This window comes from Cytobacillus sp. ABV4_503 (genome assembly GCF_056158445.1).
The window spans coordinates 2,026,854-2,052,969 of sequence record NZ_JBSWTH010000001.1; the positions used below are offsets into that span (position 1 = coordinate 2,026,854).

Genomic DNA, 26,116 nt, shown 5'->3' on the forward strand with positions numbered 1-26,116 from the left:
CACTCCCCTTTAAGTAATAAGAAGGAAACGTACTTCATATTCCCCTTCTCCATATATAATTTTTACTTTTAGGGTTTCGAATATGCTGGCAAAAAGTTTGAAGGCATTGTAAATAATATTTGCGAATATCCTTTAATTTTCTTGTGTTTAAAAAGAATGTGTTTCCATTCATAAATAGTCCTGTTTTAAACGCAAAAAACCTTGCTATGGCAAGGTTTCAAAGTTGCATTAGGATATTTCATGAAAAGTGATTTCAGGACGGCTGCCAATACGGATATTGACCCCTGTCTGGCCTAGTCCTTCACTTATATAAAACGGTTTCCCGCCATGATAATGAAGACCTTTAACCATTTTCATTCGGACAAGCTTCCCCATTTTTATCAGATGGTATGGCTTTGGCCAATGAATCTGGCCACCGTGAAAATGCCCCGATAATAAATAATCAAAAGGTACGTTTTCCATTTCTAAAACAACATTGGGATCATGTGTCAATACCAAATTGTAGCCTTCAGGAATTCCATTATAGGCCTTGTTAACATCACTGTGCTTGGTGCTGAAATTATCAATTCCAATGATGTTAAGGTTTTCCCCCTTAACATGAATAGTTACATGCTCATTTTGCAGTGTTTTACAGCCATTTTCTTCTAGTGTGTTTTTCAATGTTTCAAAGTTATGTCCTTTTAAAACATAATCATGATTACCAAAGACGGCATACATGCCATGCTTTGGATTTGTCTTGTGCAGGGCATGGAGATAGCCCGCGAGTTTAGGAATACTTCGTTTGCGGTCAAGAAAATCGCCAGTAAGAGCAATTAGGTCGACTGGCTGTTTTGAGACCATTGCAAATAATTCATCCGGACTGACAGATATATTTTCGAGGTGCATATCAGATATATGAAGAATTTTAATGTTATCTCCCGAAACTGAGATATTAGGACGGGAAACAGAAATTGAATTTATAGTTACGTTCTTTGTGTTTTTATTGGCTTTGAAAATAATAAAACAGAAAACGGCAGAAAAGATTAAAGTAATAAATAATGCCATATTCAAATCCCCTCCCTCCTTAAAAGTATAAGAGGATTGAGGAGATAGTCCTAGTGGGAGTTAGAGGAAACAGTCCGCATCATTTATTTATATTTTTTCATGAGGTTTTCTTTAGACATCATCAAGTAAACAGTGCGATGTTTTTTTATATTTACAGCAGAAATTTTTGAACACGATAAAAAAAATATAGGCAATTGAAATGTTTTTTTAAACCAGCAGTATAGTTTATTTTTTGGAAGAATACATTCAAATCCAAGCGTGCTGAATCCCTTGTTTATAAGGGTGATGCCAATAACCCCTTTTATTTTCGTTTCTTCCGGATGGTTGAGGATAAAAGCAGTCAAAAGAGGCATAGAATCCTTAACTCGTTTATAGATGGCTCTTCCTTTTAATAATTCATTTTTCATATAGTTAAATTCATTTAACAGCCTGACATTATGCAGATGGATTTTAAGTAAAAGATCATTTTTTCTTATGATAATACCGTCAGATAATTCAATGTCATTCCCTTTATATTTTGTTAGCCGTACACGAAAAACCCCTCCTTTTTCCGGATCTGCTGTAAGATGCTGTAACCGTGTAAAAGGATAATAAAGAGGATCCAGGAATACCCATATTGATAATAAAATATTGCGGAACATGATTTTTTTAGGTCTCCTTCCTTTCCTAACCTATAGTAAATAGGATGTTAATCTAATGGTAATTTTAATAATGGAAATGAAAGGATGTATTCCCTTTTTTAATAAGGGAGCTCGCAGGGAGGTCAAGCCAAGATGAGATCCGGACCGCCATGTATGTTAAGCTTTTTGAAATTGGCATGAAGTTTATTACATAAGCATTCAATAAAAAGTAATAATACATGGTGTAGTTTATATTCTTATTTGAAAGAAGGAATTAAAGATGACAGTTGGAACTCAAGTAAAGCAAGCGATTGTTGGATTGAAGAGCGCACAGGCCAGTCTTGAAACGTTTGCACTTGCTACGGACAACCAAAATGCTAAACAGCTGTATCAGAATGCTGCACAGCAAACACAATCGATTATAGACAGCCTTGAACCAAGACTGCAGGAGATTCAGCAGGAGGAGCCTCAATATAATCAGTAGACATTAAGGCTGGCAGATGCCAGCCCTATTACAATTTAAATTTTATCCTGAATGGTGTGATCCCAATGACAATTGCTTCGAATGTAAATCAATGTCTTGCAGCAATTCGTTCTATAGAAGCACAGTTATCAAATTTGGCCTTAACCTCAATGGATGAAGAAGCAAAGCGCCTTTTCCATGAATCCATGCTCGAGGTAAGCGAGATAAAAACCGATCTTGAAAACCGGAAAAAGGTTATAGAGTTTGAGGAACCCCAATATAAACCAAATTAAATGAACTTGGAGATGAAAATATGCCTGAATGGCTGCTTATCGGTGCTCGTTCTATTTTATTCGCAGGTGTTTTATTTGCTATAACCAAACTGATAGGAAAAAAACAAATATCAGAGCTTTCATTTTTTGAATATGTATCAGGTATTACAATCGGAAGTATAGCCGGTGAAATTATTATGGGGCTGGATAACCATTGGGCCAGCGGTATCCTTTCTATTTTCATCTTTGGTCTTGTAACATTATTTGCCGATATTCTTTCCCTTAAAAGTAAAAGCTTCCGTGATTTCTTTGAAGGAAAAGGTACTATCTTTATTAAGGATGGAAAAATATTGGAAGATAATCTAAAAAAAGAAAGATACTCGATAGATGACTTATCCTCCCTGCTTCGCCAAAAAAATGTCTTTAAAACAGCAGATGTGGAGTTTGCTGTTTTAGAGCCGCGCGGAGATCTTAGCATCATGCTGAAGAAAGAGAACCAGCCGCTTACCCCAAAGGATCTTCAATTGAATTTACCTCAGGAAAAAGAGCCGCAAACGGTTATTATGGATGGGAAAATTCTAAACGATCCCCTTGCTGAGTCAGGGAAAACAAGAAAATGGCTTAACATGGAGATAGAAAAACTGGGCTTGACCATTGATAATATCTTTTTTGGTCAAATTAATTCTTATGGAGAACTGACTGTAGATATTTTTGATGATTCACTTAAGGTTCCTGCACCACAACAGCGTCCTCTGCTTATGGCAATGATAAAAAAGTGTGCAGCTGACCTTGAAGTATTTTCCCTGCAGACTGATTCCAAAAAGGCACAGCAAATGTATGAAAAAAATACTCAAAAGCTGAATCAAATCATTCAAAAATTATCTCCATATTTAAAGTAAGACAAACACCAGAATGAAAACTGGTGTTTGTTTCTTTTTGTTAACAGCTGCTTCCGCCTTCTTTTTTCCATACTTTTTTTTGCAAAATTAAGGCCACGATCGCTATTAATGCAACAAATATTAAACTGACAAAAAATCCAAGCCTTATTGACTTTTCAAGTAATGTGCCGCTTACCGCAGCTAGGATCAGAAGTAATCCCGCCGCAGCACTTATCTTACCGAACACTTTATTTTCCAAAATCCGAAGAGCTGAAATGATGATGAAAGACCAATTGAATAAAATTAATATACCAGCAGCAGTAGTGATATACTCATATATTTTGCCTGGCAGCAATAGGGCGGTTACGATGGATGCAATTAAACCGGCTGTAGCCAGCCCCAGCGAAGGTAAAGGAAGGTCCTTCCATTTCTTTATCTTTTTTGAAAATACCGCTGGAGCATCACCATCATTAGCCAAAGTAACCAGCAATGCCGTTACTCCAAACAGCGAAGCGGTCATGGTAGAGAAGCCGGCAATAATGATTGCTGCATTAAAAACGTGCGGGAAGAAGTCCAGATTATACTTATCCATTGCAGTTACGAAAGGACTTTCTTTTTCGTTAAAAGCACCATGTGAAGCCATATACACGGCTAACCCTAGGGAAATGACATAGATGATGACAAGGACAATAAGCATGATGATGCCAGCCTTAGGTGCATCCTCCTTCTTTTTTAATCTTGTTGCCATTAACCCAATTACTTCAATACCTCCATACGCATAAAAAGCATAAATCAGCGATGACCAAAAGCCCTTAAAGCCTTCAGGAAACCATTCCCCTGAAGAACCGGGGAATCCTGGGTGCCTTGCATCTCCATCAATCACTCCGGACAAAGCAGCGGCTGCGAGAATGATAAACATAATAATGGCTGCTGTTTTAATTACCGCAAACAGGTCCTCCACCTTGTCAAAGCCTTTGTTCCCAGTTAACACTACAATAATTGAAAGAATGGCATAGCCCGCTGCAAAAATCCAAAGCGGTACATGGGGAAGCCAGAATCTTGTTAAGATGGAGAGTGCGGTTAACTGGCTGCCCATGATTAATATATTCGAGCACCAGTAATTCCACCCGCAGCTGAATCCTGCCCACTTTCCATACGCTTTATTGGCATAATAGCAAAAAGATCCTTCCTGAGGGTCTTCTGCGGTCATTTTAGCTAAAAGATTATAGACTATATAGGTTCCGACAGCAGCTAATATAAATGAAAATACGATCGCAGGTCCGGTAATCTTAATCCCAATGGCAGATCCAAGGAAGAATCCGGTCCCGATCGTGCAGCCGACTCCAATCAGTGATAATTGCCACCATTTTAAATCACCTGCTTCACTTTCCTTCGAGGAATTGCCGCTTGGAAGAAAAAAATCCATGATGTACCTCCCTTTCAGCTCGGTTGCTTATTGGCAAAAAAATAAGCCGATTCAGATGATGATCGGCCTCTGTTTTCATGTCGAAAGTAAACTTGCCATAATTTTTATTTCTTTTTTTCAGAACTGTCGCTCTTTAATCCTGTTACAGACCTGAACATCTGTGTATGCATGCTTCCCTGGACAATATCCTCAAGGAAGAATTGCTCGATCAGCTTTTTGTATTCCTCATCTTCAAACATCTTTTTGTTTTGCAGTTCCATCTCGGCCAGACCCTCATATGTGGAAAGAAAAGCATATGTATGATCATCTCCTGATATTGGTGATAATAGCTCAACCTTGTGCTGGTAATTTTCATTCCGATAGCTTTGGATCATCCTCATATTTTTTAAGGCCTCAACAAAATTATCCTGCTTCACTTCAAATGTTTGGTAAACGAAAACAGACATATTATTCTCCTTCTCAAAAATTTTAGAATGGATTATTTACCTTCACCGCTTTTGCCATTTGGGTTTAGGGGAGTTAGGTCCTCGGAATTTTCAGTAATATAACGAAGGTTCCCTTGGTTTATAGTGCCTTTTTCTACCTTTGTTTCAGTTAAATTACTTAAGAGATATAAATGGAATGCATACTCGAAAATGGCTGTTCCAAAAGCTGCAGCCAGTGACATGTTAATGAGCTCATTTTGAAGTGTTAAAATAGAGCTCAAAAACCATATGAGCACAAAAGCCCATCCGAAATCAGCAATGGATGCCAATGCGTTATTTGTCCGGCGAAGTATCAGCATATCACCCAATATGTATGAGGTGATCACAAGCAAGGCTGTAATGATAAAAATGTTTTCAAAGCTCATGCCGTACCTTTTACCAAGAATAATATAGAAAAGGACAAGACAGGCCATAAATTTCAGCGATATTGCCTTGCTATGCAGCATAACACTCCTCCTTTACTGCTTAGTGTGTTTATTAGCACATAAAATATTCCTTTGACAAAAAACAAAAAACAGCCCGATTGATTCGGGCTGTTAAAACGGGCTGTTAAACCATTACTTTGCAAATATCATTCGTAAACTCCACAGGATCACTGATAGGCAGGCCTTCAATCAGCAGCGCCTGGTTATACAGGAGGTTGGTATACAGATCTAATTTTTCTTTATCATTTTCCAATGCATTTTTTAAAGCTTGGAAAACTTCATGGTTTGAATTGATTTCCAAAACCTTATTTGCTTTTACGTTTTGATTATCCGGCATGCTGCTAAGGACTTTTTCCATTTCAATGGTAACTTCTCCATCAGCTGTCAGGCAAACCGGGTGGCTTTTAAGCCTTTTGGAAATTCGGACATCCGTTACTTTTCCTGACAGAATTTCCTTCATGCTGCTGAACAATTCCTTATGTTCCTTTGCTTCTGATTCGGATACCTTTTCATCCTCATTTTCTATGCCAAGATCTCCGCTTGAGACAGACTTAAATTCTTTTTCTTTATAGGACATAAGCATCTTAATGGCAAACTCGTCAATATCTTCTGTAAAGTACAGGATTTCATAGCCTTTTTCAGCCACAAGTTCAGTTTGTGGCAGCTTTTCTATTCTTCCATGTGACTCTCCAGCTGCGTAATAAATATATTTCTGGTCATCCTTCATCCTTGATACATATTCATCAAGTGATGCCAATTTCTTTTCTTTTGAAGAATGGAACATCAATAAATCCTGGAGCATTTCTTTATGGGTTCCGAAATCGCTGTATACACCATACTTTAATTGTCTGCCAAACGACTTATAAAATTGTTCATATTTTTCCCGCTCATTTTTCATCAGATTTTGAAGTTCGTTTCTAATCTTTTTGCTGATGTTTTTCGCAATGAGTTTCAGCTGCCGATCATGCTGAAGCATTTCCCTTGAGATGTTAAGCGATAAATCTTCAGAGTCCACCATCCCTTTTACAAAACTGAAATAATCAGGAAGCAGGTCTCCGCATTTATTCATAATTAATACGCCATTTGAATAAAGCTCGAGTCCTTTTTCATATTCCTTTGAATAATAATCAAATGGAATATTCTCAGGAATATATAAAATCGCATTATAGCGGATGGTGCCATCCACATTTATATGAATATGCTTTACCGGCTTGTCAAAGCCATAATGCTTCTCCTGATAAAATTTTTCATAATCTTCGTCTGTCAGTTCACTCTTATTTTTCCGCCAAATCGGAACCATACTATTGATGGTCTGCTCTTCAGTGATTTCTTCATACTCATTTTCAGCGTCTTCTTTTGGTTCTTTGATTGCGGTATCCATCTTAATTGGATAGCGGATGAAGTCTGAGTATTTCTTTATGATCGATTTTAAGCGGTAATCTTCGAGGTATTCATCAAAGCTTTCATCTTCCGTATTTTCTTTAATTTTAAGGATAATTTCTGTGCCGACTGTCTCTTTTTCACATGGCGTTATCGTATATCCCTCCGCCCCATGGGATTCCCATTTGTACGCCTGCTCACTGCCCAGGGCCTTGCTGATCACTGTTACAACATCAGCGACCATGAATGCCGCATAAAACCCTACTCCGAATTGGCCGATAATATCATGGCCATCTTTAATCACATTTTCTTTCTTAAAAGCCAGAGAACCGCTTTTAGCAATGATGCCAAGGTTGTTTTCAAGCTCTTCCTTTGTCATTCCAATGCCTGTATCTTTGATTGTTAATGTTCTGTTTCCTTTATCAGGAATGACCTTTATGTAGTAACTCTCTTTGTCAAACGTTAAGGAATCGTCTGTAAGTGCTTTATAGTAGATCTTATCGATCGCATCGCTGCTATTGGAAATAAGCTCCCTCAGGAACACCTCTCTTTGAGAGTAAATGGAGTTGATCATCATTTCCAATAATCTCTTGGATTCTGCCTGAAACTGTTTCGTTTCCATATTCGTCTCTCCCCTTAAAATTTTTAATACATTAGCACTTAAACCTTAAGAGTGCTAACCAATATTTAAATATCATATTAGCTATATTGTGTCAATCAACATGACCTGACTTTCGTTCTAAATGATTTCTTCAGCACATTCAACAAGATTGCGTACTGTCTCTTTTAATTGCCCCGATAGCTGTTCTGGAGTCCATTTCGCTCCCTGATTGTCCAGATCATATTGTATTAACATCATCATCCAAACCGAAAAGACAGCTGAAAACAAATAATATTCCTGTTTGAATTTTTCCCTGTCAGGCGCAGATATTTGGGATTCTTCACAATAACAATCCAGAATCATATTTCGCAAAGTATGGTTATTAGGCTTAGGGAAATCCGGATGTGAAATATCGATTAAATGATACAAATCCCAAAAAGGTGTGTTCAAATGGCAATGTTCCCAGTCCAGAACCACTGTCTTATCGCCCGCATACCCAAAATTCCCCTGGTGCAAATCCCCATGGCAAAGAACCTTCACAGCAGAAAAGGGTTTACTGGTAAATGCGCTGAAAATGATATTTCCTAAACGCTCTGAAACATTATGTAACCTAAAAATTGTAAAAACTTTCTCTTTGTTCTGCAGAATATGGTTTGCCATTTCCTCAATAGGCGGTTTAGGGCCTTTAAGCTGTTTATTGGAGAACCGCTCAGCGGGCAAAGAGTGCCATTTGGCCATTAATGCAGCCAGTTCCAGTGCAATATTTGAATCAAATGTATGTGTGATGGTGCCAAGGTCCTCTAAAATAATCCAATTATTGTTTAATTTGTTTTGAACGGAGTACGACAGGATTTTTGGATGCTTTAACGGGAGTTCTGCCAGTACATTTTCGAAAATCCACACTTCTTTTCCCAGCTGGGTATTGTTTGTCAGAGGTTTGAAAATATAGCTTTTTGAAGCATCAATAAAAAAGCGCTCGACAAACCGGCCGTTCGCTCCCTGATATATATTCTCTCTTCTTAAAATGTAACGGTCATTCAGAGTCCCGTTGGCAGTCACAATATTAGTAAACAAGCTAGGCGCTCCCCCTTAATAGGCATCCTATCTCCACAATATATCAATCTGATTTAAAAAATAATACTGCTTTTTTCACAGCACAAAAAAAAGTATCCTGCACAAGGATACTTTTTAGAGCAAACTGAATTCATAGCCTTTATTTCGAATCTCAGCAATTAAAGCAGGAAGAGCTTCAACAGTCTGGGCTAATTCATGCAAAAGAATGATCGCTCCCTCTTCCAGGTTCTCTATGACATTTGCGATAATTTGTTCAGGCTGTTCTTTGAGCTCCCAGTCCATTGACGAGATTCTCCACATGATGGTTGAGAGCCCAAGCTGTTTGGCTGCAGCTATCGTGTGTTCATTGTACTGCCCAAATGGGGGCCGGAAAAGTTTTACATCCTGGCCGATGATGGACTCAATCTTAGCTTTGCTGCTGCGGAGATCCTGGACTTGTTCATGTGGAGTCAATTTAACAAAGTTGGAATGCTTTGAAGAGTGAGTACCAATCTGATGACCTTCGTCAATGACTCTTCTCCACGGGCGCTGAGGGTATAAAAGCCTGGATTGCCAGAAGAATACAGCTGGAACATTCTCTTTCTTCAAGATATCCAATATTTCAGGAAGAACTCTTGCTGGTCCATCATCAAAGGTCAACACCACTGTTTTCTTCGATGTAAGGCCCTCATTAAATAATTTGATTTCAGGGTCATTCGAAACGTACACGACGTTCGAGCTATCCACTACTCACGGACAATTGGCCATTTACTTTGCCTCCTTTTTTAAGTTGAACGGATAAATGACTTTTCGCTATAACTTTCAGCATCATATGTAAATACATACATATCGTCTGTAAACTGCTCTGGTTTATCATCAAAAACGACTTCCCCATCTTTTAAAGCGATAATGCGGGTTGCATATCGTTTAGCTAACTGAACATCATGGACATTTATAATGGTTTGAAGCTTATGCCGCTCATGCATCTCCTGAAGCAGGCTGAATATCCGGTCTGAAGTTCCCGGATCCAGGCTCGCAACAGGCTCGTCGCCTAGAAGGAACCTTGGCTTTTGAAGGAGAGCCCTTGCAATGCCGACTCTCTGTTTCTGCCCTCCGCTAAGATGCTCGACCCTGCGGTCGGTGAAATCGGATAAGCCCACCTCTGCAATGACTTTTTTAGCCTGAGCCTTTTCTTCATCTGTGAACCATCCGATGAGATTTTTGAAGCTGCTCCTATAGCCGAACATCCCTGTCAGAACATTTTGCTGGACAGTCAATCGGGGAATTAAATTAAAATGCTGAAAGATCATTCCCATTTCCCTGCGGATTTTTCGAAGCTGTTCATCACTCAGTGCAGAAAAGGATAGGCCATCCCAGATGACTTCTCCTGATGATGGTGTCTGCAAGCCATTTAAACAGCGGATCAAAGTGGATTTACCAGCACCGCTTTTACCTAACACACAAACAAAATCCCCAGGATGGATCGTCAGGTTTATGGAATTCAGGGCATTATGCTTCATGCCGGGATAGCGGACTGTTATATTTCGAATCTCAAGCATTTCAGTTCAGGCCTCCTTTATATCACTCGGTTCCTAACATAGCTTCCGAAAAGATCCACTAGAATTACGATGATCATTATAACCAGTACATCGAGTGAAACTGAACTGTATTGGAAGGTTTTAAAATCATTAAAAAGTCTCTGGCCAATTCCTCCACCGCCAATAAACCCCAATATGAGAGAAGTTCGAATGGCAACCTCAAACCGGTAGAAATAATTCGACAATACATTTGGCCATATTTGTGGCAAAATGCTGAACAGGGAAGCAAACCAGCTTTTGGCACCAACTGCTTTCATGGCCTCCTGCGGGCCGGGATCGGATGCTTCAATGAGTTCTGAGATCAGTTTTCCCAGAACTCCAATGTTATGAAACATAATGGCCAGGACAGCAGGAAAAGGACCAAGTCCAAGAGCCGTCAGTAGAATCAGACCGAATACAATTTCAGGAATAGAGCGGACAAAGCTGAGGCCGACTCTGGTTAGATGGTAAATAAGTTTAGAGCCGGACGTGTTTTTAGCCGCCATAAAGCTTAAGGGAAGTCCAATAATAAGCCCGAAGAAGCTTCCCAGAAAAGCCATGGCCAATGTTTCCAGACTATCTTCAAGTATCTTTGGAAGAAGAGAGAAATCCATCGGAAACCAATGGGACAGAAAGTCAATCATATTGCGGAAGTCTTTGAATTTCGATAAATCGAATTCCGTTAGCTTCATGCTTAGATAAACAAATAAAGCCAACACCAAATATGTTAAAATGCTGCGTTTTTTAAACCACAATCTTATCAGCCCTATTCTTTAATGAGTCCCTCTTTTAGGGCAGCCTGGCGGATGCTTTCATAATCTTCATTGCTTGCCTCTGTAAATCCGCTTGCCCCGAAAGCATCCAGAATTTCCGGATCTTCAATCGCGAGAAATGCTTCTTTCAATGCTTTAATCGTTTCTTCATCGGTATTTTCATGTACAGCCCAAGGGTACTGAAAAAGCTTTTCTGATTTCCAGATCGTTTTAATCTGATCAGCTTCCACTTTTCCTGAATCCACTAATTGATTGTAAATAGCGCTGTCGATCGCACCTGCATCAACCTGCTTATTTTGGACTGCCAGTGCAGTAGCATCATGCGAGCCGGTAAATCTGACGGACTTAAAGCTGTGGTCATCCTCTGATTTGTAAACTTCGCGGTCCTTCAGTTCAATGGATGGGATAAGTGATCCTGAAGTTGAATTGATATCGCCGAAGGCAAAGTCAGCTTCACTGCTGTTTTTCAGTAAATCTTCAAGTGAATTCCATGGATTGTCTTTATGGGTGATGATATATGAATAATAGAATGGCTCTCCATCAATCAGCTGCGTAATGATGGCTTTTGCGCCACTCTTCTCATGTGCAACAACATATGTTAACGGGCCGAAATAAGCCATATCAATTTTATCGTAGTTCATGGCTTCTACAACTCCGTTATAATCCGGGTATACTTCGACAGCTACATCCCTATCGAGTTTTTTAGATAAAGTGGACTGCAGTTTATCCATTGCAGCTTCCATGGACCCCTCTGTTTGAACTGGGATAACCCCAATGGTAAAGGTTTCTTTCGATTGTTCTTTTTCGTTTCCGCCTGTGTTATCTGCTTCATTACCGCTGCATGCTGACAAAAGCAGCAGTGAAAAGATAGTCATGAGCATTAAGAATTTTTTCATGTTTGCACTTCCTTGTTTTTGAGTTTGGCTCTATTGCCATAATTGTAGTTTAGCTTGTGAATATTGCTCGTTGATCTCCGCTGCAGGAACGCAGCGAACCCGCGGGGAGAGATGAGAGCCTCCTCGGCTTAGCCTGCGGGGTCTCTCACTTCTCTCACTTCCCGAAGGACATTGAATAAACTTCATAGAATTAACACCGCACGAAGAAAATGCGGATGCATTTTCGAGGATCAAGTGCCCTCCGCTACAATCAACTCTATTGTTAGATTTAGTTGCAAGTAAAAACTCTAACTAAAACTGCCTTATTTTAGTAAAGGTAAAAAAGGACTCTTTTCGAGTCCTTTTTTCAGATAACCGTAATCTTTCCAGGATTCTGATCTGTGACAGTCCCAATGATGGAAGCCCATTCTACTCCTTTTTCCTTAAGGTCTTTCAGGAGCAATTCAGCTTCTGTTTCAGGAACGGTTATTAAAAGTCCCCCTGATGTAATGGCATCACAAAGGATCACTTGATCAACATCATCAATATTTTCGTATTGAATCCGGCCGGACAGCCATTTATGATTCTTTTTGGAGCCGCCAGGAATAATATTCTGTTCAGCAAGCTCTCGTGTTTTTGGAAGGATTGGCACGGCTTTGCTTTCAATGGTAATGCCTGTACCGCTTCCTTCCGCAATCTCCATGGCGTGGCCCAGAAGGCCAAAACCAGTAATGTCTGTGCAGGCATTGACCTGGTAGTTATCCATAGCTTCAGCAGCGTCTTTATTTAAGGCAGCCATAATTTGCATTACACGCTCGATGCCTTCCTGATCCAGCATATCCCTTTTAATCGCTTGAGTAAGGATGCCGACGCCGATCGGCTTGGTTAAAATCAGTTTGTCACCAGGTTTGGCTCCTGCATTTGTTCTTACTCGTTCAGGATGTACTGTACCAGTCACAGATAAGCCGAATTTTGGCTCCTGGTCGTCAATGGAGTGCCCTCCAACTAAAACAGCACCGGATTCTCTAACTTTATCGGATGCGCCAGCCAGAATGTCTGCAAGGATGTTTTTATCCAATTTGCTGATAGGAAAGCCTACAATATTCATAACAGTTATCGGCTTTCCGCCCATAGCGTAGATATCGCTCAGTGAATTGGCTGCGGCAATCTGCCCGAACATATACGGGTCATCCACGATAGGAGTAAAGAAATCAAGTGTCTGCACCAGGGCAGTTTCATCATTTATTTTATATACGCCTGCATCATCTGATGTATCCAGTCCTACTAATAGGTTGGGGTCAGGTACAGACTTTGGCAAATGACGCAGAACCTGCGCCAGGTCTTCAGGACCAATTTTGCATCCTCAGCCGCCTTTTGTAGATAAAGAAGTTAGTTTAACGATTTCTTCTCTCGACATATTTCTCTCTCCTTGCCTATTCATTATTTACTGGGGACTTTTCTAAAATTGTTTTGTAAATTTTTTGAAGTGTTTTCGCTTCATATTCTGAAGAATGGCAGCACTCAACATAGAACTTGGCAGCCCGCCCCAATTTTATCCTCAACTCGTAATTATTCACTAGTTTGTCTGCATAATCAAGAAATTCGACCGGATTAGTATAGATTAAACCTGTTTCCAGATGGTCAATGATATTTCGGTTGCCCAGGTTATTGGCTGCAAGTACTGGAAGGCAATATTCCATTGCTTCTAAAATAGCAGCAGGCTGGCCTTCAGAATGGGATGTATTCAATACGGCATCAGCTTGCCTGTATAGCTCCCCCATATGATGGTGGGGGATTTGCCCGAGATATTGAATCCACTCTTTATTCTCTTCTGCGAGGGCCTTTACAATATCCCCCTCTTCTACTTCAATAATAGGGCCCGCCAGCCAAAGTCGTACTTTGGGATTTTTTTCGTAAATCATTTTCAGCTTTTCAATGGCAAAAGGAATATTTTTCACCTTGCGGATCCCTGCAGGCAGCAAAAATAAAAAAGTGCCAGGCTCTTTCTTATAATCGCCTCCAGGTTCAGGAAATATTACAGTGCCCTGATGGATAACGCTGATTTTATCTCTTGCTTCGGGAATTTCTCTTGACAGTACAAGCTTGGCTTCTTCATCAAATACATGTATAGCCTCGGCATGGATTATCGTTTCGATAACATCGTTTTTTTTCGCCGGATCATAAAGATCGATATTCAAATCAGTGCCTGTCATGGTTACGACATATCTTTCAGGCCTTTTACCAAGCCCTTTGATAAATTCGCCAAACCTGTAAGCGTTAAAGCCATGCACAATATCAGCTTTTGGCAGGCAAGTGAATTCGTGATCGTCTGTGATATTAATGATTTTAGTCTCGATGCCCAGCTTATTAAGTCCATCAGAAATACGCTGAACGGTAACTGTATTTCCTCTTGCCTGGTGAAAATTCGGGCTTGCCAGTAGTACTTTCATCCTTTCATCCTTCACAATTATATTTGCACTAGCTTCTTATTAATTAAAGTTTGCATCAATTATTGCAGGAATATTTCATCCTGTCCATTAATTGTATTTCAGCAGGCTGTTCTTTTATCTATGACAGTAGAAAAGCCTGTTTCTAAGTTAAGAAACAGGCCGGATTCTTCTATTGGTTTCCGAATTCTTCTACAAGTTCTCTGAATTTCCGAAGTGAGTTTTCAATTGGGTATGGGGTAGTCAGATCCACTCCGGTTTTCTTAAGCAGCTCAAGAGGATAATCGGAACTTCCGCTTTTTAAGAATTCAAGATAGCTTTGCAGCGTTTCTATGTCCCCCTCAAGGATTTTTGCTCCCAAATGAATGGCAGACGCAAATCCTGTAGCGTACTTATAAACATAAAATGGACGGTAAAAATGAGGAATCCTTGCCCACCCGAATTTCACCTCTTCATCAAAGACTATTTCATCCCCATTATATTCGCGGAATAACCGTTCATAGATTCTGCTGAAAACTTCAGCGTTAAGCGGCTCTCCCTTTTCCGCTAATTCGTGCGTTTTCATTTCAAACTCAGCAAACATGACTTGCGTGAAGAAGGTTCCTTTAAACTGATCAATAAAATGATTAAGGAGGTGCCTGCGGACTTGTTTATCCTTTTCCCTGTTCAGCAAATAATGAATCAGCAGCACTTCGTTCACTGTTGATGCCACTTCCGCTACAAAGATGCTGTAACGGGCGGTAATCTGCGGCTGGTGCTGTGAGCTGAGCTTACTGTGGACGCCATGTCCGCATTCGTGTGCAAGTGTGAAAAGGCTGTCCAGATCATCACGGTGATTCAGGAGGATATAGGGATGAACGCCATAGATGCCCAGGTTATACGCCCCTGAGCGCTTCCCTGGAGTTTCCCGCACATCAATATAGCGCTCAGATTTAAACTCCTTGAGAATGTTAATATAATCCTCTCCAAGAGGCTCCAGTGCTTTACACATTGTGTCATAAGCTTCTTCATAGGTTATTTCGGGTTTGACTCCCTTTACTAAAGGAACACTTAAATCATATTGCCTCAGCTCGTCAAGTCCTAACTGTTTCTTGCGGATTGCAGTATACCGATGCATTGCCCCAATATTCTTTTTAGTCGTCTCAATAAGATTTACATATACTTCCTTTGGCACCTTATCTCCAAATAAGCCTTTTTCAAGGGCTGAAGGATAATTCCGGATTTTGGCCGTTGTCACATTGTTTTTAATTGCGGCAGAAAGAGTGGAAGCAATGGAATTCTTTAGCTGCACATAAGGCTGGTAATACGCCCTGTATGCTTCTTTCCTCTTTTCCCGGTCTTCCTCTTCCATAATTTTCGCATACATGCCGCGTGTCAGTTCAACCTTTTCGCCATCATCATTTGTTACATCGCCAAACTTTATATCTGCATTATTCATCATTCCAAATGTATGACTGGGAACTGAAAGTGCTTCGCCTAGGCGGGACAGAATTTCTTCCTTGTCTTTATTAAGGACATGCGCTTTATAGCGGAAGGATTCGAGCAGGTCTTCCTCAAAGTATTTCAAGCCTTTTTCCTCAGTAATAAAGTTTTTCAGTGTTTTTTCATCAAGGCTTAAAAGAAAAGGCATAAAAAAAGAAGTGGATGAACTGATTTTTACGCTTAATTGCTTTGCCCTGTCCACCAATGCCTGTGAGTCTGACACCCGTGTGTCTTCATCTGTTTTCAGCATCACATATGCATATAGCTTATTAAATATGTAAGAAAGTTTTTCTTTTTGTTCAAGATATTGATACAGAGAGCAGCCGTCATGAATCTGCCCATCATAGGTCTTCAGCTTATCAGCTAGTTGTTCAATCCTCTGGTAATCTTCCTCCCATTTTTCCATGCTTGAATAAATGTCTTCCAGATTCCATTTTTCATTAAGCGGAACGTCATTTCTGTTTTTGAATGTCTTCATCTTATAGACTCCTTTGCAGCAAAACTGTCGTTCATTTATTAACTATATTCAAAAGTTATCGGAAAAACCCTTCCTCATTTTTGATTTTATCACGAACGGCCATTAAAATAATCTTGAAAGGATGTGGACGGATTGGCAATAACTCTCCCTCATATTGAAGACTCAAACAATACGGCCTATTTTCCGCCAGTGGGGAATTTTGAAACTTTTCAGGACGATGCCCATTATGAAGAGAAAGTCAGGGAATGGGGCTTATCAACTACAAGGGAAGTGAAGAAGGAATTCTGGTATAAAGAAAAATCACAGCAGCGGCTTGTAACCGTGAAAGGTTATCAGGCATACGGTGAGTCTGGTGATTATTATACAATCATAATCGAATTTCAGGACGGAAATCTGAGCTGCATACACCCGGCTTATCTTAAAGAGATGCAGTCTCCAAGCTTTGGAAAGGCACTGGCTGCTGAATTTGCGGACAACTCCTCTGCTCCTTCTGAAAAGGATGCTCCTAAAAAAGACAGTGAGAAATCCGAAGACGTTTCTAAGAATTCGTCTGAAAACAGCAATAAGACTAAGCCTTCAGCAAAAAAAGCCAAAAAGGAAAAACAGCCTGCTTTGGAATTGCCTGCAGAAAAGGTCCGCTTTACTGCTAAAGTAAAACAAATTGCCTTGAGCTGGAACCATTTCAATGAAGATAATGATGAAGTCATCGTCTTAGAAGATGTTGTCATTCAAGAGAATGAACCGATTGAAGTGGGGCTAGGCTGGTGCTCCCACTCAAAAACTCTGAAGAAATACGAACTCCAGCCAGGGGAAAGCCTTGAATTTGACGGGAAAATTGTCAAGAAGAAGCTGCCTAAAGGCAAAGACTGTGACGAGGAATTCATAGTAGAAGAAACAGTGACATATAAGATTAATAATCCTTCAAAAATCAAAAAAAGCTAAGAGCCTGGACGCTCTTAGCTTTTATATAATTATGAAAGAATCCTTTTTTCTCCCTCGATTTCCTGGATTGGGCTGATATTTTGTGTGAATTCAAGGGTTCCTGCATAGCTTCCGTTTTCATCCCTTACGGCAAAATAACGAATATAAACATATTTATCTCTGAATTTTATCCAGAAATCTTCAGAGTCTTTTCGGCCAGCCTTGAAATCCTTCAGCAATTCTTCCACAGCATGCATACTGCGGGGGGGATGGCAATTCTGCACGGTTCGCCCAATCACTGCTTTGATTCTGCCGAAGATTCTTTCTTTTCCGTGAGAGAAATAGCGGACTACGTCTTCATGATCAATAAATGTGATATCAACAGGCAAGTGATTGAATAATAGTTCCAGCTGTTTTAGTGTTAAAATGCCAGTTTCCATTTTGATATAGCCTTCTGATATTCCATTCCCTTCAATCCCTCTTCGTTCAGGCTTCCACTCACCTTCAGGGCCGGTCAGACATAAGCCAATCGCGTCACTCTCAGAGGCAATCTTAACCCATTCATCTTCTGTAAGATTCTTTAAAGCCATGGGGAAAAGGATGTTTTCCTCCCTGTAAATCATGGCGCTTATTTCATTGAACATGAACCGCACGGCATTGATGACCTTTTGCCTGTCCCCATCGTAATCGCTGAGCAGGTTCCTGGCATCCTTGATTCCATCCCTGATAAAGTCATCGATGCTCCACATATTATTTGTTGGACCATAGATTCCGTACTTCTCCAAGTATGGGAAAAGCAGATTTTCCTTGCGGCTGTAATGCTTATCAAGATCAAGCAACAGGATGCAGTCTTCTAATAGTTTATATGCATTTTCCCCGTTATCCTCCTGGATGAACGACTCGAGATGGACTTTTACTTTTTCCCTCAGATGCTTATCAATAGCCCTATTCTCCCGGATAAATGTATGTATGGGGTGTCCAGGCTGTTCTTCCGGCTTCAGATGAGCAGTTTCACCTTCACTGTGCCGAACAGGACTGCTGTGATGGCCATGTTGTTCACGGTTATTAATCAGTTCACTCACTGTACATTTCCTCCCTTATCAATCTTTTACTAGGCTGTTTTTATTGCTTATAAGGAATGTACCATGGGGGAAAAGCTTGGGATGTGATGAGAATCATATTTATGTATTATTTTATGAATGGAATGCAAGCAATAAATTACCACCCCCTCCTTGTTCTCTTTTTTGATACACTTTTATAGGATTGAATGATGGAGGGTTACTATTTGTGAAGAGAATACACCGAGTGCTGATATTGATTGTTCTTATATTTTCCAGCGGTTTTGCTGCAGGCATTTACTATACAAACAACACGGATCAGATCCAGCCTTTAAAACAGCCTGTGCCGGTTTCTCAATCCAGCAAACTTCCGGTCAAAAAAGGAATTCCGGAGCTTTCTGGGATTCCCGAAAAAGTGCTGATGGGTTATGTCCAGGATTACCGTGATCCAAAATCGATCGATTATTCAAATCTGTCTCATATCCTATTTTCTTTCGCTCATCCCGAAAAGGACGGAAGCATTTCTTTAAATGGTGATTCAGCCCTGAAAAACCTGAGAAGTGTAGTGAAAAATGCACACCGGCAAGATGTAAAGGCCATACTTGCCGTTGGGGGATGGTTTCATATCAATGGCGGGGAATCTTATGATTATTTTAAACAAGCCATAACTGATGACTCTTCGAGAGATAGGCTGGTAAAAGAATTGGCGAAGCTGGCTCAAAACGAAAACCTTGATGGCATTGACATTGATTTTGAGCATCCGCGTTCCAAAGAGGATGCAAAATACCTGGCTGTCTTTATCACTAAGCTTAGCGAAGTGCTTCATGCAAACGGCAAAGTGCTGTCTGTTGCGGTCCATGCCAAAATTCATAGTGTAACTGGTACAGAGACGGGCTATGTCGTATATGAGCCTGATATGTTCATGAAGGTTGATTATGTAAATATTATGGCTTATGATGGCCAGTGGGATGGCGGATACAACGCTGCTAATCTTTCTCCGTACTCCTTTACAGAGAGTATTGCAAACTATTGGGGACAACTATTTGATTCAGAGGGTATTCCAAAAGATAAGCTGGTTCTGGGGGTTCCGCTTTATGCTCAGCCAGCAGATCCTGCCATTAAGCCTGTATCATATAAGGCAGTCATAAACGATAATCCCGAAAACGCAGCAAAGGATAGGATCAGCCTAAATGGCACCAACTACTACTATAATGGTGCCAATACGATGAAAAAGAAAACAGCACTGGCTCTCAATCACGGATTCGGAGGAATGATGATCTGGGAAGTTGGCCATGACGCCAAAGGGCCATACAGCCTTATGGGTACGATTGCTGAAGCTCTCCAAAATACAGAAGAACCCGTGAAGTATTATTCCTTGAAAAATACAAAATAAGAAAAAAGAGCATGGGCAATACCCTTGCTCTTTTTTACGGATTTCAAATCACGATAGTAAAAACTTTTTTATTTCCTTCCGTCGGTCCTGATAGACCTTCTCTCCAAGCATGACCAATTCCTCCACAAACTTTATGTCATCAAATGGCATTTCTTCTCCCAGTTCTTCATTTATGCGCAAGTAATTTTCTCCGAGCAGATGCTTGCAATGGTACGTAACAGATTCGGAAGATAAATGAAGGGCCAGGTCCAAAAGCTTCGGCGTAACTTTCATGGACGGGAGCTGGAAAGGCAGCCAATGCTTCACACCCCAGTATTTATTATTGTCAATTGTAAAGTCAATTTTTTGAAGACCGGTTCCAAGGGAAAGGATTTTAATATTTTGCAGTTCCTCCTTGAAGTGGTACATAGCCTCCGTAATACAGACGAGTGATGGATTATTCGCCCAAAGTCCTCCGTCTATCGATAAATAACTGTTGCTGATGTTATTCGGAGGGAAATATACAGGTGCTGAACAGGAGGAAAGGACTGCATCCCAAAGCTTCATTGATAGACTTTCATTTCCAGTACTGCCGTAATTGGAACGGTGGATAAATGGCTTGCCATGAGTCACATCGACAGCAGGAATTAAAAGGGGCTTTTTAATATCGGAAAGCTCCGTTTCGCCAAAAGCTTTTCGGATAAAACGCCGCAGGTACTTATCACTGTATACACTTTTAAAGAGGCCAACCTTTGCCTGTTTTACAAAAATTTTCTTCCCGAATGACTCGTATCCTTTCAAGACTCCGCTCATATCTTTCTTCAGGATCAGTGAAGAGGCAATGATCGATCCGGTGCTTGTGCCAGCAATCATATCAAAATAGTCGCCTGCTTTCAGTTTCAGTTCCTCTTCGAGAGCTTTTAAAATGCTGACAGCAAAGACACCGCGTATTCCACCGCCATCGATGCATAATATTTTCATTGGATCACCTGCTGTTTCATTCCTTTTGTGAGATTTGCGCATTAATTTTGAAGAAAATTACGTTTTCTGAAGATTAGGAGCTTAAGCATTTTCCTATGTAAAAAAAGAGAAGGAATCATTCCTTCTCTTCTATTCCTCGTTTATCATTTCCTCGAATACGGCAGAGACTTTGGAAAATTCTTCATCGCTTTCAATGGGTGTGAAGTCGCCGTCTTCATCCAGTTTTAAGAAGAACACGTCGATATCTTCTTCTGTGTCTTCTTCAAGATCTTCTACGAAGCTGACAGCAGCATATTGATGGCCATCTACCTCTGCAGAAGCGAGGACCTCCACTTCCATTTCCTGATCATTTTCATCACTGATTGTAAACACTTCTCCAACTTCTATCTTGTCCATTTTTTATCTCCCCTCGTAATAGGTTCTTTCTTTATTTTCCCATTTTAGCAGATTTTCATGCCTAAAATAAAAAAGGATCGGCTTTATGATGCCGATCCATGCCTGCATTGGGGATTACTTAATGCCTGCTGCCTCTTTTTTTTCCACTTTTACACTCCACCCAAACGGGTCTGGTGCGATTCCTTTTTGAATGCCTGTCAAAGTATCATAGATTTTCTTGGATAATTCCCCGGTGATGCCACCGCTGATTTCAATTTTCTTATTGTCCCAGAAAAATTCGCCAATTGGAGAGATAACAGCAGCAGTGCCTGTTCCAAATGCTTCTTCAAGCTGTCCATCCGCATGTGCCTGGTAAATTTCTTCAATGGAGATTCTGCGCTCTGCTACAGGGATATTCCAGTATTTCAGTAACTCGAGTACAGAGTTTCTGGTGATTCCTTCTAAAATGCTTCCATTCAGCTCAGGTGTTACAACTTCACCGTTAATTTTGAAGAAAATGTTCATGCTTCCCACTTCTTCAATATATTTATTTTCTTTTCCGTCCAGCCATAGAACCTGTGAATATCCAGTTAAGCTGGCAAGCTCCTGTGCTTTCAGACTCGCTGCATAGTTTCCTCCGGTTTTAGCAGTGCCTGTTCCCCCTTTTACAGCACGGACATATTCGTTTTGAACAGCAATTTTAACAGGGTTGATGCCTTCCTTATAGTAGGCGCCTACTGGAGAAAGGATAATGATGAATTTGTATCTCTTTGATGGTGCTACTCCAAGGTATGGCTCAGTTGAAATGACAAATGGACGGATGTACAGTGAGGTTCCTTCAACATTGGGAATCCAGTCACGATCGAGTGATATTAATTCTTTTAAGGCATAAAGAGCAAGCTCTTCATCAATTTCAGGAATGCATAACCTGGAGTTGGATTTATTCAATCTCTCCATATTCTTTTCAGGCCTGAACAGCAGTACTTCATTATCGATTGTAAGATATGCTTTTAACCCTTCGAAGACACTTTGACCATAATGGAAAATCATTGCAGCGGGATCAAGTGAAAGAGGCTGGTAAGGTACAATTCTTGGATCATGCCATCCCCGGCCGGCAGTATAATCCATTTCAAACATATGATCGGTAAAATTTTTGCCAAACTCCAGGTTATCAAATGCAGGTTTTTGTTTTTTCTCAGGTGTGCGATTGATTTCAATTTTAAATTCAGTCATTGTCAAAACTCCCTATCTGTAGATGATTTAAAAACCTCATGCCTGCTTTTCCTGCTGCTCTTAATAGAGGATAAATAAAAACGCCCAGTCATCCCCCGAGCGTGGACGAAAGGGCTTGCTTCCCGGCAACAACCATATGGATGTTCAACAGCTGCTTACAGTTATTGTAATAAGACTCATATGCTGTTTTTGAAAAGGTTCCCTTTCGCTCTTTTCTACTTCAAGGCAGTAGTGCAGTTATCTGTTAAAGTTTTTATAAGTTTTTCTAATATTATGATATTCTCCTATTTAATTGTCAATATGAATTAACAATAAATTTAGAATTAATTCGGATTACTGAAAATTCTATCTGCAAAAGAAATGGCAATTAAGATGAAAAATCATGGATTTATATCTATAATCAATATATAAATACATAAGGAGATTTATGAAAATGAACAGCAAAGAGCTTGAAGAAAGAATTATTCAAAACTATCAGGGCGAAGAAAAAATGATGATTCTCGTTTTTGCCCAGTGGTGCATTAATCACAATTTAGATCCCGAGGAAATCTATTTAAAGGCATACCCTGATCAAAGCAAAAATATTTCACTGCAGGAAGCGCTGGAGCTGACAGTTCCAAAAGAAGAAGCGGGCGATGTGCCTGATGAGACATTGCTTGGTGTTCTATCAATGTTTGGAAATGATGATTTGGCCTTCGTTGTTATGGAAGAATTAAAGAAAATGAAAAAGGACAGCTAAGCCTGGGTTGGCTGCTGCCTTTTTATGCAAGAAACACCTTTATTTAAACCAGCCCTTCTCTTTGGACTGGGTAATGGCTTCAATCCTATTCGTAACTTCGAGCTTGTCAAGAATAGCAGATATATAGTTACGGACGGTTCCTGTTTTAATGCTGAGCTGGTCGGCAATTTCCCTGGTGTTTTTGCCGTCGGCAATCAGCTCAAGCACCTCTTTTTCACGGTCGGTCAGCGGGTTTTCTTCTCCATATACATCATCCATTAATTCAGGTGCATAGATGCGCTTTCCTTCCACGACGTTTCTGATTGAACTGGCGAGCTCTTCACTCGGGCTGTCTTTTAATAAGTATCCCCTTACACCGGCCTTAAGGGCACGCTGAAAATAGCCTGACCTTGCAAAGGTTGTCAGAATAATAACTTTGCATCCCATGCCTTTCAATTCTTCCGCCGCTTCCAAGCCGCTCTTTTCCGGCATTTCAATATCCATGATGCATATATCCGGTTTGAGCGATTGGACAAGAGATATGGCTTCCTTGCCATTCGATGCTTTGCCAATGACCTCCATATCGTCTTCGAGATTTAACAGGGATCCTAAAGCACCAAGCACCATCCGCTGGTCTTCAGCTATGACGATTTTAATCATGCCTTTTCCTCCTTATTTGTTTCCTTTACGACTGTTGGCACCTTCATTGTAATCGTTGTTCCATTTTCAGATGCGATTTCAAGGCTTCCATTGACAAAGTCGAGCCGCTCTCCTAATCCAAGCAGTCCTGACCCCTTTCCGACATCTGTTGCAGGATTCATGCCGACCCCGTTATCCTGGACAGTAATGCTAACTTCATTCCAGGTTTGTTCAATGCTTATTCGGCATTCTGTTGCATTACTGTGTTTTACTACATTTGTCACAGCTTCTTTCATGCACATGCTTAGGATATTCTCAAGGAATAGTGACACATTCTTTAATTTGATTTCTTCTTCCCCGATAAATTCGATAGAGGCGGCCTTTAAAATTTGCTTAACAAGTATAATTTCTTCCTTCAGCCTGATTCCTCTCATCTGGGAAACCATTTTTCTTACTTCGTTTAATGCTGTTCTGGCCGTTTGCTGAACGTCTACAAGCTCTTCCTTTGCCTGGTCAGGATCCTTGCTGATGAGCTTCCTGGCCAGATCGCTTTTTAACCCGATCAGAGACAATTTTTGTCCAAGGGTATCATGAAGATCGCGGGCAATCCGCTGCCTTTCTTCCTGTTTGACAAGCTCCGCAATCCTTTTGTTGGCATCTTCGAGCTGTTCTTCAAGCATTTCCTGCTTTTTCTTATTGTGGATGTTAAAAGGAAGCAAAATTACACTGATCCAGATGATAATGATAAAAGGTATCTGCTCAAGAAATAATGGCTTTTGTGTGACAAAATTAATGTTAATTGAGATGGTAGTTGCGACCAGATGGATGACATATAACGTTAGAAATGCAATCCTGTTTTTGATATGGCCATTGTAATAAGCAATATAAAAAGCAAAATAAATAAACGAAAAAAGAATGGTCATTGTAATCGATATGCTGATTAAGATGCCAGTCCATAGATAGACAGGCCACTTCCGCGATATAAAGGCAAAACGCAATGATATAAAAAATAAAATGGTCAGGATAATCCCTACGGCTATGGCGATTTTTGAGGTGGATCTGAAGATGAAATAAAACGGCAAAATGCTGAATACACTCCATATATAGGGAGAAATGCCTGAACTTTTCAATGTGGTGAAATACTTTTTAAACATGTGAGGTACCCTCTTTTTATTCGTGAAATAATAAAACAGCTCCTTTGCTATCATATCACAAAGGAGCTGTTCTTCAGTAGACTATAGACTAAGTTATGGCTTCACAGATGCCGTTTTTGCTCTGCTTTGTTTTTTTCTGAGTGCAGACTGCCTGGCTGCTCCATAACCCGTGAAGTCCTGGGCTTCTTCATCCCATAAGCGGAATCGAAGGGACTTCAGGCTGGTCGAAAGCGTAATGGTCGGTACATTCTGGAGCTCAGCTGTATTATAATGTGCGCTTTCTAGATTATAGTTAGGCACGCGCGGGCTTAAGTGATGAATATGATGGAACCCGATGTTCCCGGTCAGCCACTGAAGCACTTTTGGAAGCTTGTAAAAGGAGCTTCCTTCTACTGCCGCTTTTACATACTCCCACTTATCATCTTCTTCAAAATAGGAGTCTTCAAATGTATGCTGTACATAGAAAAGCCAAATTCCCGCTGCTCCGGAAATTAGAAAGATTGGTCCTTGCACCATCAGGAATGCTTCCCATCCGATGGCCCAGCACATGAACGCATACAAACCAGCGATGGCTGCATTTGTAAGATAAGTATTGATGCGTTCATTCTTTCTTGCCCCTTTTCTGTTAAATCGGTTTTTCAACAAAAATACATAAATCGGGCCTAACCCTAACATGACGAACGGATTGCGGTAAATGCGATAAGCTGCACGTGTCGGCCATGACGCATCCTGGTATTCTTTCACAGTCAGTGTCCAGATATCTCCTGTACCACGCTTGTCCAGATTACCGCTGGTTGCATGGTGAACATTGTGGTCATGCTGCCATTGGTGATAAGGGAAAATGGTAAGGATCCCTGTGAATGTGCCAACGATTTTGTTTGCTTTGCGATTTTTGAAAAAGGAATGGTGGCAGCAATCATGGAAAATGATGAAGATCCTGACCAGAAAGCCTGCTGCAATGACAGATATGCCAAGCGTCAGCAGGTAAGAAATGCTCAGGCTCTTATAAGCAAGGAACCACAGCAGGAAAAAAGGTCCCAGTGTATTGACCAGCTGCATGGTGCTGCGTGTTAAATCTGATTTTTCATATGGTGCCATTTGTTTTTTTAAGTTGAGTTGTTTTTCTTTAGAAGTCATTTTTTAATTCCCTTCTTCATGACGTTAACCTTATGATAAAGGGTTTTCAGAAGGTTTTGTAGACATGAGTGTCATGTACAAACCATGATAAATGTCATGGTTGCCTGGAAAATTGTGATGAGATCCTATAAACAGGCTATAATTTTTATGTTTCATTAAAGTTTTTTTTATTTTATAGGATTATTTTGCCTCGCACATGACTTCTAATTCCGAAGGACATAATGAAATTGATATTAAATAAAAAGGAGA

Annotated in this window: 27 protein-coding genes; 6 read left to right on the top strand and 21 right to left on the bottom strand. The window is 40.3% G+C overall.

All coding sequences use genetic code 11. The annotated features are described in order from the left end of the window. Nucleotides 1–228: 228 nt before the first annotated feature. Both ACXAD1_RS10165 and ACXAD1_RS10170 read right to left on the bottom strand, forming a co-directional pair. Nucleotides 229–1,044, bottom strand: a complete 816-nt coding sequence (locus ACXAD1_RS10165) for a metallophosphoesterase (protein ID WP_474911297.1) — start codon at nt 1,042–1,044, stop codon at nt 229–231. 83 nt (nt 1,045–1,127) lie between these two features. Further along, complete coding sequence (locus tag ACXAD1_RS10170; RefSeq protein ID WP_474909960.1) at nt 1,128–1,685, bottom strand: YkoP family protein; 558 nt, start codon at nt 1,683–1,685, stop codon at nt 1,128–1,130. Between the two features lie 259 nt (nt 1,686–1,944). On the opposite strand from ACXAD1_RS10170, the gene ACXAD1_RS10175 reads away from it, so the two are divergent. The 3 genes from ACXAD1_RS10175 to ACXAD1_RS10185 all read left to right on the top strand — a co-directional run bounded on the left by ACXAD1_RS10175 (nt 1,945) and on the right by ACXAD1_RS10185 (nt 3,298). Then, nucleotides 1,945–2,148: a DUF1657 domain-containing protein gene (locus ACXAD1_RS10175; RefSeq protein ID WP_206839881.1), complete on the top strand. Its 204-nt coding sequence runs from the start codon at nt 1,945–1,947 to the stop codon at nt 2,146–2,148. 65 nt (nt 2,149–2,213) lie between these two features. Next, nucleotides 2,214–2,420, top strand: coding sequence for a DUF1657 domain-containing protein (locus ACXAD1_RS10180; protein ID WP_206839880.1), 207 nt, complete (start codon nt 2,214–2,216; stop codon nt 2,418–2,420). A gap of 20 nt (nt 2,421–2,440) precedes the next feature. Next, nucleotides 2,441–3,298, top strand: coding sequence for a DUF421 domain-containing protein (locus tag ACXAD1_RS10185; RefSeq protein ID WP_206839879.1), 858 nt, complete (start codon nt 2,441–2,443; stop codon nt 3,296–3,298). A gap of 40 nt (nt 3,299–3,338) precedes the next feature. Here ACXAD1_RS10185 and ACXAD1_RS10190 read toward each other — a convergent pair whose 3' ends face one another. The 12 genes from ACXAD1_RS10190 to pepF all read right to left on the bottom strand — a co-directional run bounded on the left by ACXAD1_RS10190 (nt 3,339) and on the right by pepF (nt 16,279). Next, on the bottom strand, nt 3,339–4,703 hold the full coding sequence (locus tag ACXAD1_RS10190) for an amino acid permease (protein WP_474909961.1): 1,365 nt from the start codon (nt 4,701–4,703) through the stop codon (nt 3,339–3,341). 104 nt (nt 4,704–4,807) lie between these two features. Further along, entirely contained in the window at nt 4,808–5,149 is a 342-nt protein-coding gene (locus ACXAD1_RS10195; protein WP_206839877.1) for a hypothetical protein, read from the bottom strand. A gap of 32 nt (nt 5,150–5,181) precedes the next feature. Beyond that, on the bottom strand, nt 5,182–5,634 hold the full coding sequence (locus ACXAD1_RS10200) for a YndM family protein (protein WP_474909962.1): 453 nt from the start codon (nt 5,632–5,634) through the stop codon (nt 5,182–5,184). Nucleotides 5,635–5,737: 103 nt separating this feature from the next. Continuing rightward, the gene (htpG, locus tag ACXAD1_RS10205; RefSeq protein WP_474909963.1) at nt 5,738–7,615 is read right to left on the bottom strand and encodes a molecular chaperone HtpG; all 1,878 of its coding nucleotides are present in this window, start codon (nt 7,613–7,615) and stop codon (nt 5,738–5,740) included. Between the two features lie 117 nt (nt 7,616–7,732). Beyond that, complete coding sequence (locus ACXAD1_RS10210) at nt 7,733–8,668, bottom strand: phosphotransferase (RefSeq protein ID WP_474909964.1); 936 nt, start codon at nt 8,666–8,668, stop codon at nt 7,733–7,735. Between the two features lie 114 nt (nt 8,669–8,782). Then, nucleotides 8,783–9,376: a polysaccharide deacetylase family protein gene (locus ACXAD1_RS10215; RefSeq protein WP_474909965.1), complete on the bottom strand. Its 594-nt coding sequence runs from the start codon at nt 9,374–9,376 to the stop codon at nt 8,783–8,785. A gap of 56 nt (nt 9,377–9,432) precedes the next feature. After that, nucleotides 9,433–10,206, bottom strand: coding sequence for a phosphonate ABC transporter ATP-binding protein (phnC, locus tag ACXAD1_RS10220; protein WP_474909966.1), 774 nt, complete (start codon nt 10,204–10,206; stop codon nt 9,433–9,435). A gap of 17 nt (nt 10,207–10,223) precedes the next feature. Beyond that, on the bottom strand, nt 10,224–10,979 hold the full coding sequence (gene phnE / locus ACXAD1_RS10225) for a phosphonate ABC transporter, permease protein PhnE (protein WP_206839866.1): 756 nt from the start codon (nt 10,977–10,979) through the stop codon (nt 10,224–10,226). Between the two features lie 11 nt (nt 10,980–10,990). Then, nucleotides 10,991–11,893 (bottom strand): phosphate/phosphite/phosphonate ABC transporter substrate-binding protein, encoded by a 903-nt coding sequence (gene phnD, locus ACXAD1_RS10230; RefSeq protein ID WP_474909967.1) that lies wholly within the window; start codon nt 11,891–11,893, stop codon nt 10,991–10,993. Nucleotides 11,894–12,239: 346 nt separating this feature from the next. Beyond that, entirely contained in the window at nt 12,240–13,289 is a 1,050-nt protein-coding gene (gene selD, locus ACXAD1_RS10235; RefSeq protein WP_474909968.1) for a selenide, water dikinase SelD, read from the bottom strand. Between the two features lie 16 nt (nt 13,290–13,305). Beyond that, nucleotides 13,306–14,322 carry a glycosyltransferase gene (locus ACXAD1_RS10240; protein WP_474909969.1) on the bottom strand — a complete coding sequence of 339 codons (1,017 nt, stop codon included), beginning with the start codon at nt 14,320–14,322 and terminating at the stop codon, nt 13,306–13,308. A gap of 169 nt (nt 14,323–14,491) precedes the next feature. Continuing rightward, nucleotides 14,492–16,279, bottom strand: a complete 1,788-nt coding sequence (gene pepF / locus ACXAD1_RS10245; RefSeq protein ID WP_474909970.1) for an oligoendopeptidase F — start codon at nt 16,277–16,279, stop codon at nt 14,492–14,494. 123 nt (nt 16,280–16,402) lie between these two features. Here pepF and ACXAD1_RS10250 point away from each other — a divergent pair, with 123 nt between their 5' ends. After that, nucleotides 16,403–17,221 carry a hypothetical protein gene (locus ACXAD1_RS10250; protein WP_474909971.1) on the top strand — a complete coding sequence of 273 codons (819 nt, stop codon included), beginning with the start codon at nt 16,403–16,405 and terminating at the stop codon, nt 17,219–17,221. Nucleotides 17,222–17,250: 29 nt separating this feature from the next. On the opposite strand, the gene ACXAD1_RS10255 is transcribed toward ACXAD1_RS10250, so the two are convergent. Then, nucleotides 17,251–18,282, bottom strand: coding sequence for a DUF438 domain-containing protein (locus tag ACXAD1_RS10255; protein ID WP_474909972.1), 1,032 nt, complete (start codon nt 18,280–18,282; stop codon nt 17,251–17,253). Nucleotides 18,283–18,487: 205 nt separating this feature from the next. On the opposite strand from ACXAD1_RS10255, the gene ACXAD1_RS10260 reads away from it, so the two are divergent. After that, nucleotides 18,488–19,651 (top strand): glycosyl hydrolase family 18 protein, encoded by a 1,164-nt coding sequence (locus ACXAD1_RS10260; RefSeq protein ID WP_474909973.1) that lies wholly within the window; start codon nt 18,488–18,490, stop codon nt 19,649–19,651. A gap of 48 nt (nt 19,652–19,699) precedes the next feature. On the opposite strand, the gene ACXAD1_RS10265 is transcribed toward ACXAD1_RS10260, so the two are convergent. The 3 genes from ACXAD1_RS10265 to ACXAD1_RS10275 all read right to left on the bottom strand — a co-directional run bounded on the left by ACXAD1_RS10265 (nt 19,700) and on the right by ACXAD1_RS10275 (nt 22,219). Then, nucleotides 19,700–20,611 (bottom strand): CBASS cGAMP-activated phospholipase, encoded by a 912-nt coding sequence (locus ACXAD1_RS10265; RefSeq protein ID WP_474909974.1) that lies wholly within the window; start codon nt 20,609–20,611, stop codon nt 19,700–19,702. Nucleotides 20,612–20,740: 129 nt separating this feature from the next. Further along, entirely contained in the window at nt 20,741–21,007 is a 267-nt protein-coding gene (locus ACXAD1_RS10270) for a DUF1292 domain-containing protein (protein WP_206839853.1), read from the bottom strand. Nucleotides 21,008–21,121: 114 nt separating this feature from the next. Next, nucleotides 21,122–22,219: a branched-chain amino acid aminotransferase gene (locus ACXAD1_RS10275; RefSeq protein ID WP_474909975.1), complete on the bottom strand. Its 1,098-nt coding sequence runs from the start codon at nt 22,217–22,219 to the stop codon at nt 21,122–21,124. A 433-nt stretch (nt 22,220–22,652) separates the two neighbouring features. Here ACXAD1_RS10275 and ACXAD1_RS10280 point away from each other — a divergent pair, with 433 nt between their 5' ends. Next, on the top strand, nt 22,653–22,958 hold the full coding sequence (locus ACXAD1_RS10280) for a hypothetical protein (RefSeq protein ID WP_019379946.1): 306 nt from the start codon (nt 22,653–22,655) through the stop codon (nt 22,956–22,958). Between the two features lie 39 nt (nt 22,959–22,997). Here the strand turns inward: ACXAD1_RS10280 and ACXAD1_RS10285 are convergent, their stop codons facing one another. The 3 genes from ACXAD1_RS10285 to desA form a co-directional block, all read right to left on the bottom strand. Beyond that, nucleotides 22,998–23,597 (bottom strand): response regulator transcription factor, encoded by a 600-nt coding sequence (locus tag ACXAD1_RS10285; protein ID WP_206839850.1) that lies wholly within the window; start codon nt 23,595–23,597, stop codon nt 22,998–23,000. Next, complete coding sequence (locus ACXAD1_RS10290; protein ID WP_206839849.1) at nt 23,594–24,730, bottom strand: sensor histidine kinase; 1,137 nt, start codon at nt 24,728–24,730, stop codon at nt 23,594–23,596. Before ACXAD1_RS10290 ends, ACXAD1_RS10285 begins: the two co-directional genes overlap by 4 nt. A 93-nt stretch (nt 24,731–24,823) precedes the next feature. Then, a complete protein-coding gene (desA, locus tag ACXAD1_RS10295) occupies nt 24,824–25,867 on the bottom strand; it encodes a Delta(5) desaturase DesA (protein WP_474909976.1) in 1,044 nt (347 codons plus the stop codon). Nucleotides 25,868–26,116: the final 249 nt, after the last annotated feature.

Excerpts from the sequence above, each read along its gene's own strand:
- ACXAD1_RS10280 (WP_019379946.1), top strand. The coding sequence starts at position 22,653 with ATGAACAGCAAAGAGCTTGAAGAAAGAATTATTCAAAACTATCAGGGC.
- ACXAD1_RS10285 (WP_206839850.1), bottom strand. The coding sequence starts at position 23,597 with ATGATTAAAATCGTCATAGCTGAAGACCAGCGGATGGTGCTTGGTGCT.
- ACXAD1_RS10170 (WP_474909960.1), bottom strand. The coding sequence starts at position 1,685 with ATGTTCCGCAATATTTTATTATCAATATGGGTATTCCTGGATCCTCTT.
- ACXAD1_RS10265 (WP_474909974.1), bottom strand. The coding sequence starts at position 20,611 with ATGAAAATATTATGCATCGATGGCGGTGGAATACGCGGTGTCTTTGCT.
- htpG (WP_474909963.1), bottom strand. The coding sequence starts at position 7,615 with ATGGAAACGAAACAGTTTCAGGCAGAATCCAAGAGATTATTGGAAATG.
- phnD (WP_474909967.1), bottom strand. The coding sequence starts at position 11,893 with ATGAAAAAATTCTTAATGCTCATGACTATCTTTTCACTGCTGCTTTTG.
- ACXAD1_RS10275 (WP_474909975.1), bottom strand. The coding sequence starts at position 22,219 with ATGACTGAATTTAAAATTGAAATCAATCGCACACCTGAGAAAAAACAA.
- ACXAD1_RS10165 (WP_474911297.1), bottom strand. The coding sequence starts at position 1,044 with ATGGCATTATTTATTACTTTAATCTTTTCTGCCGTTTTCTGTTTTATT.
- pepF (WP_474909970.1), bottom strand. The coding sequence starts at position 16,279 with ATGAAGACATTCAAAAACAGAAATGACGTTCCGCTTAATGAAAAATGG.
- ACXAD1_RS10240 (WP_474909969.1), bottom strand. The coding sequence starts at position 14,322 with ATGAAAGTACTACTGGCAAGCCCGAATTTTCACCAGGCAAGAGGAAAT.
- phnC (WP_474909966.1), bottom strand. The coding sequence starts at position 10,206 with ATGCTTGAGATTCGAAATATAACAGTCCGCTATCCCGGCATGAAGCAT.
- ACXAD1_RS10180 (WP_206839880.1), top strand. The coding sequence starts at position 2,214 with ATGACAATTGCTTCGAATGTAAATCAATGTCTTGCAGCAATTCGTTCT.
- ACXAD1_RS10200 (WP_474909962.1), bottom strand. The coding sequence starts at position 5,634 with ATGCTGCATAGCAAGGCAATATCGCTGAAATTTATGGCCTGTCTTGTC.
- desA (WP_474909976.1), bottom strand. The coding sequence starts at position 25,867 with ATGACTTCTAAAGAAAAACAACTCAACTTAAAAAAACAAATGGCACCA.
- ACXAD1_RS10290 (WP_206839849.1), bottom strand. The coding sequence starts at position 24,730 with ATGTTTAAAAAGTATTTCACCACATTGAAAAGTTCAGGCATTTCTCCC.
- ACXAD1_RS10190 (WP_474909961.1), bottom strand. The coding sequence starts at position 4,703 with ATGGATTTTTTTCTTCCAAGCGGCAATTCCTCGAAGGAAAGTGAAGCA.
- ACXAD1_RS10185 (WP_206839879.1), top strand. The coding sequence starts at position 2,441 with ATGCCTGAATGGCTGCTTATCGGTGCTCGTTCTATTTTATTCGCAGGT.
- ACXAD1_RS10195 (WP_206839877.1), bottom strand. The coding sequence starts at position 5,149 with ATGTCTGTTTTCGTTTACCAAACATTTGAAGTGAAGCAGGATAATTTT.
- ACXAD1_RS10175 (WP_206839881.1), top strand. The coding sequence starts at position 1,945 with ATGACAGTTGGAACTCAAGTAAAGCAAGCGATTGTTGGATTGAAGAGC.
- ACXAD1_RS10270 (WP_206839853.1), bottom strand. The coding sequence starts at position 21,007 with ATGGACAAGATAGAAGTTGGAGAAGTGTTTACAATCAGTGATGAAAAT.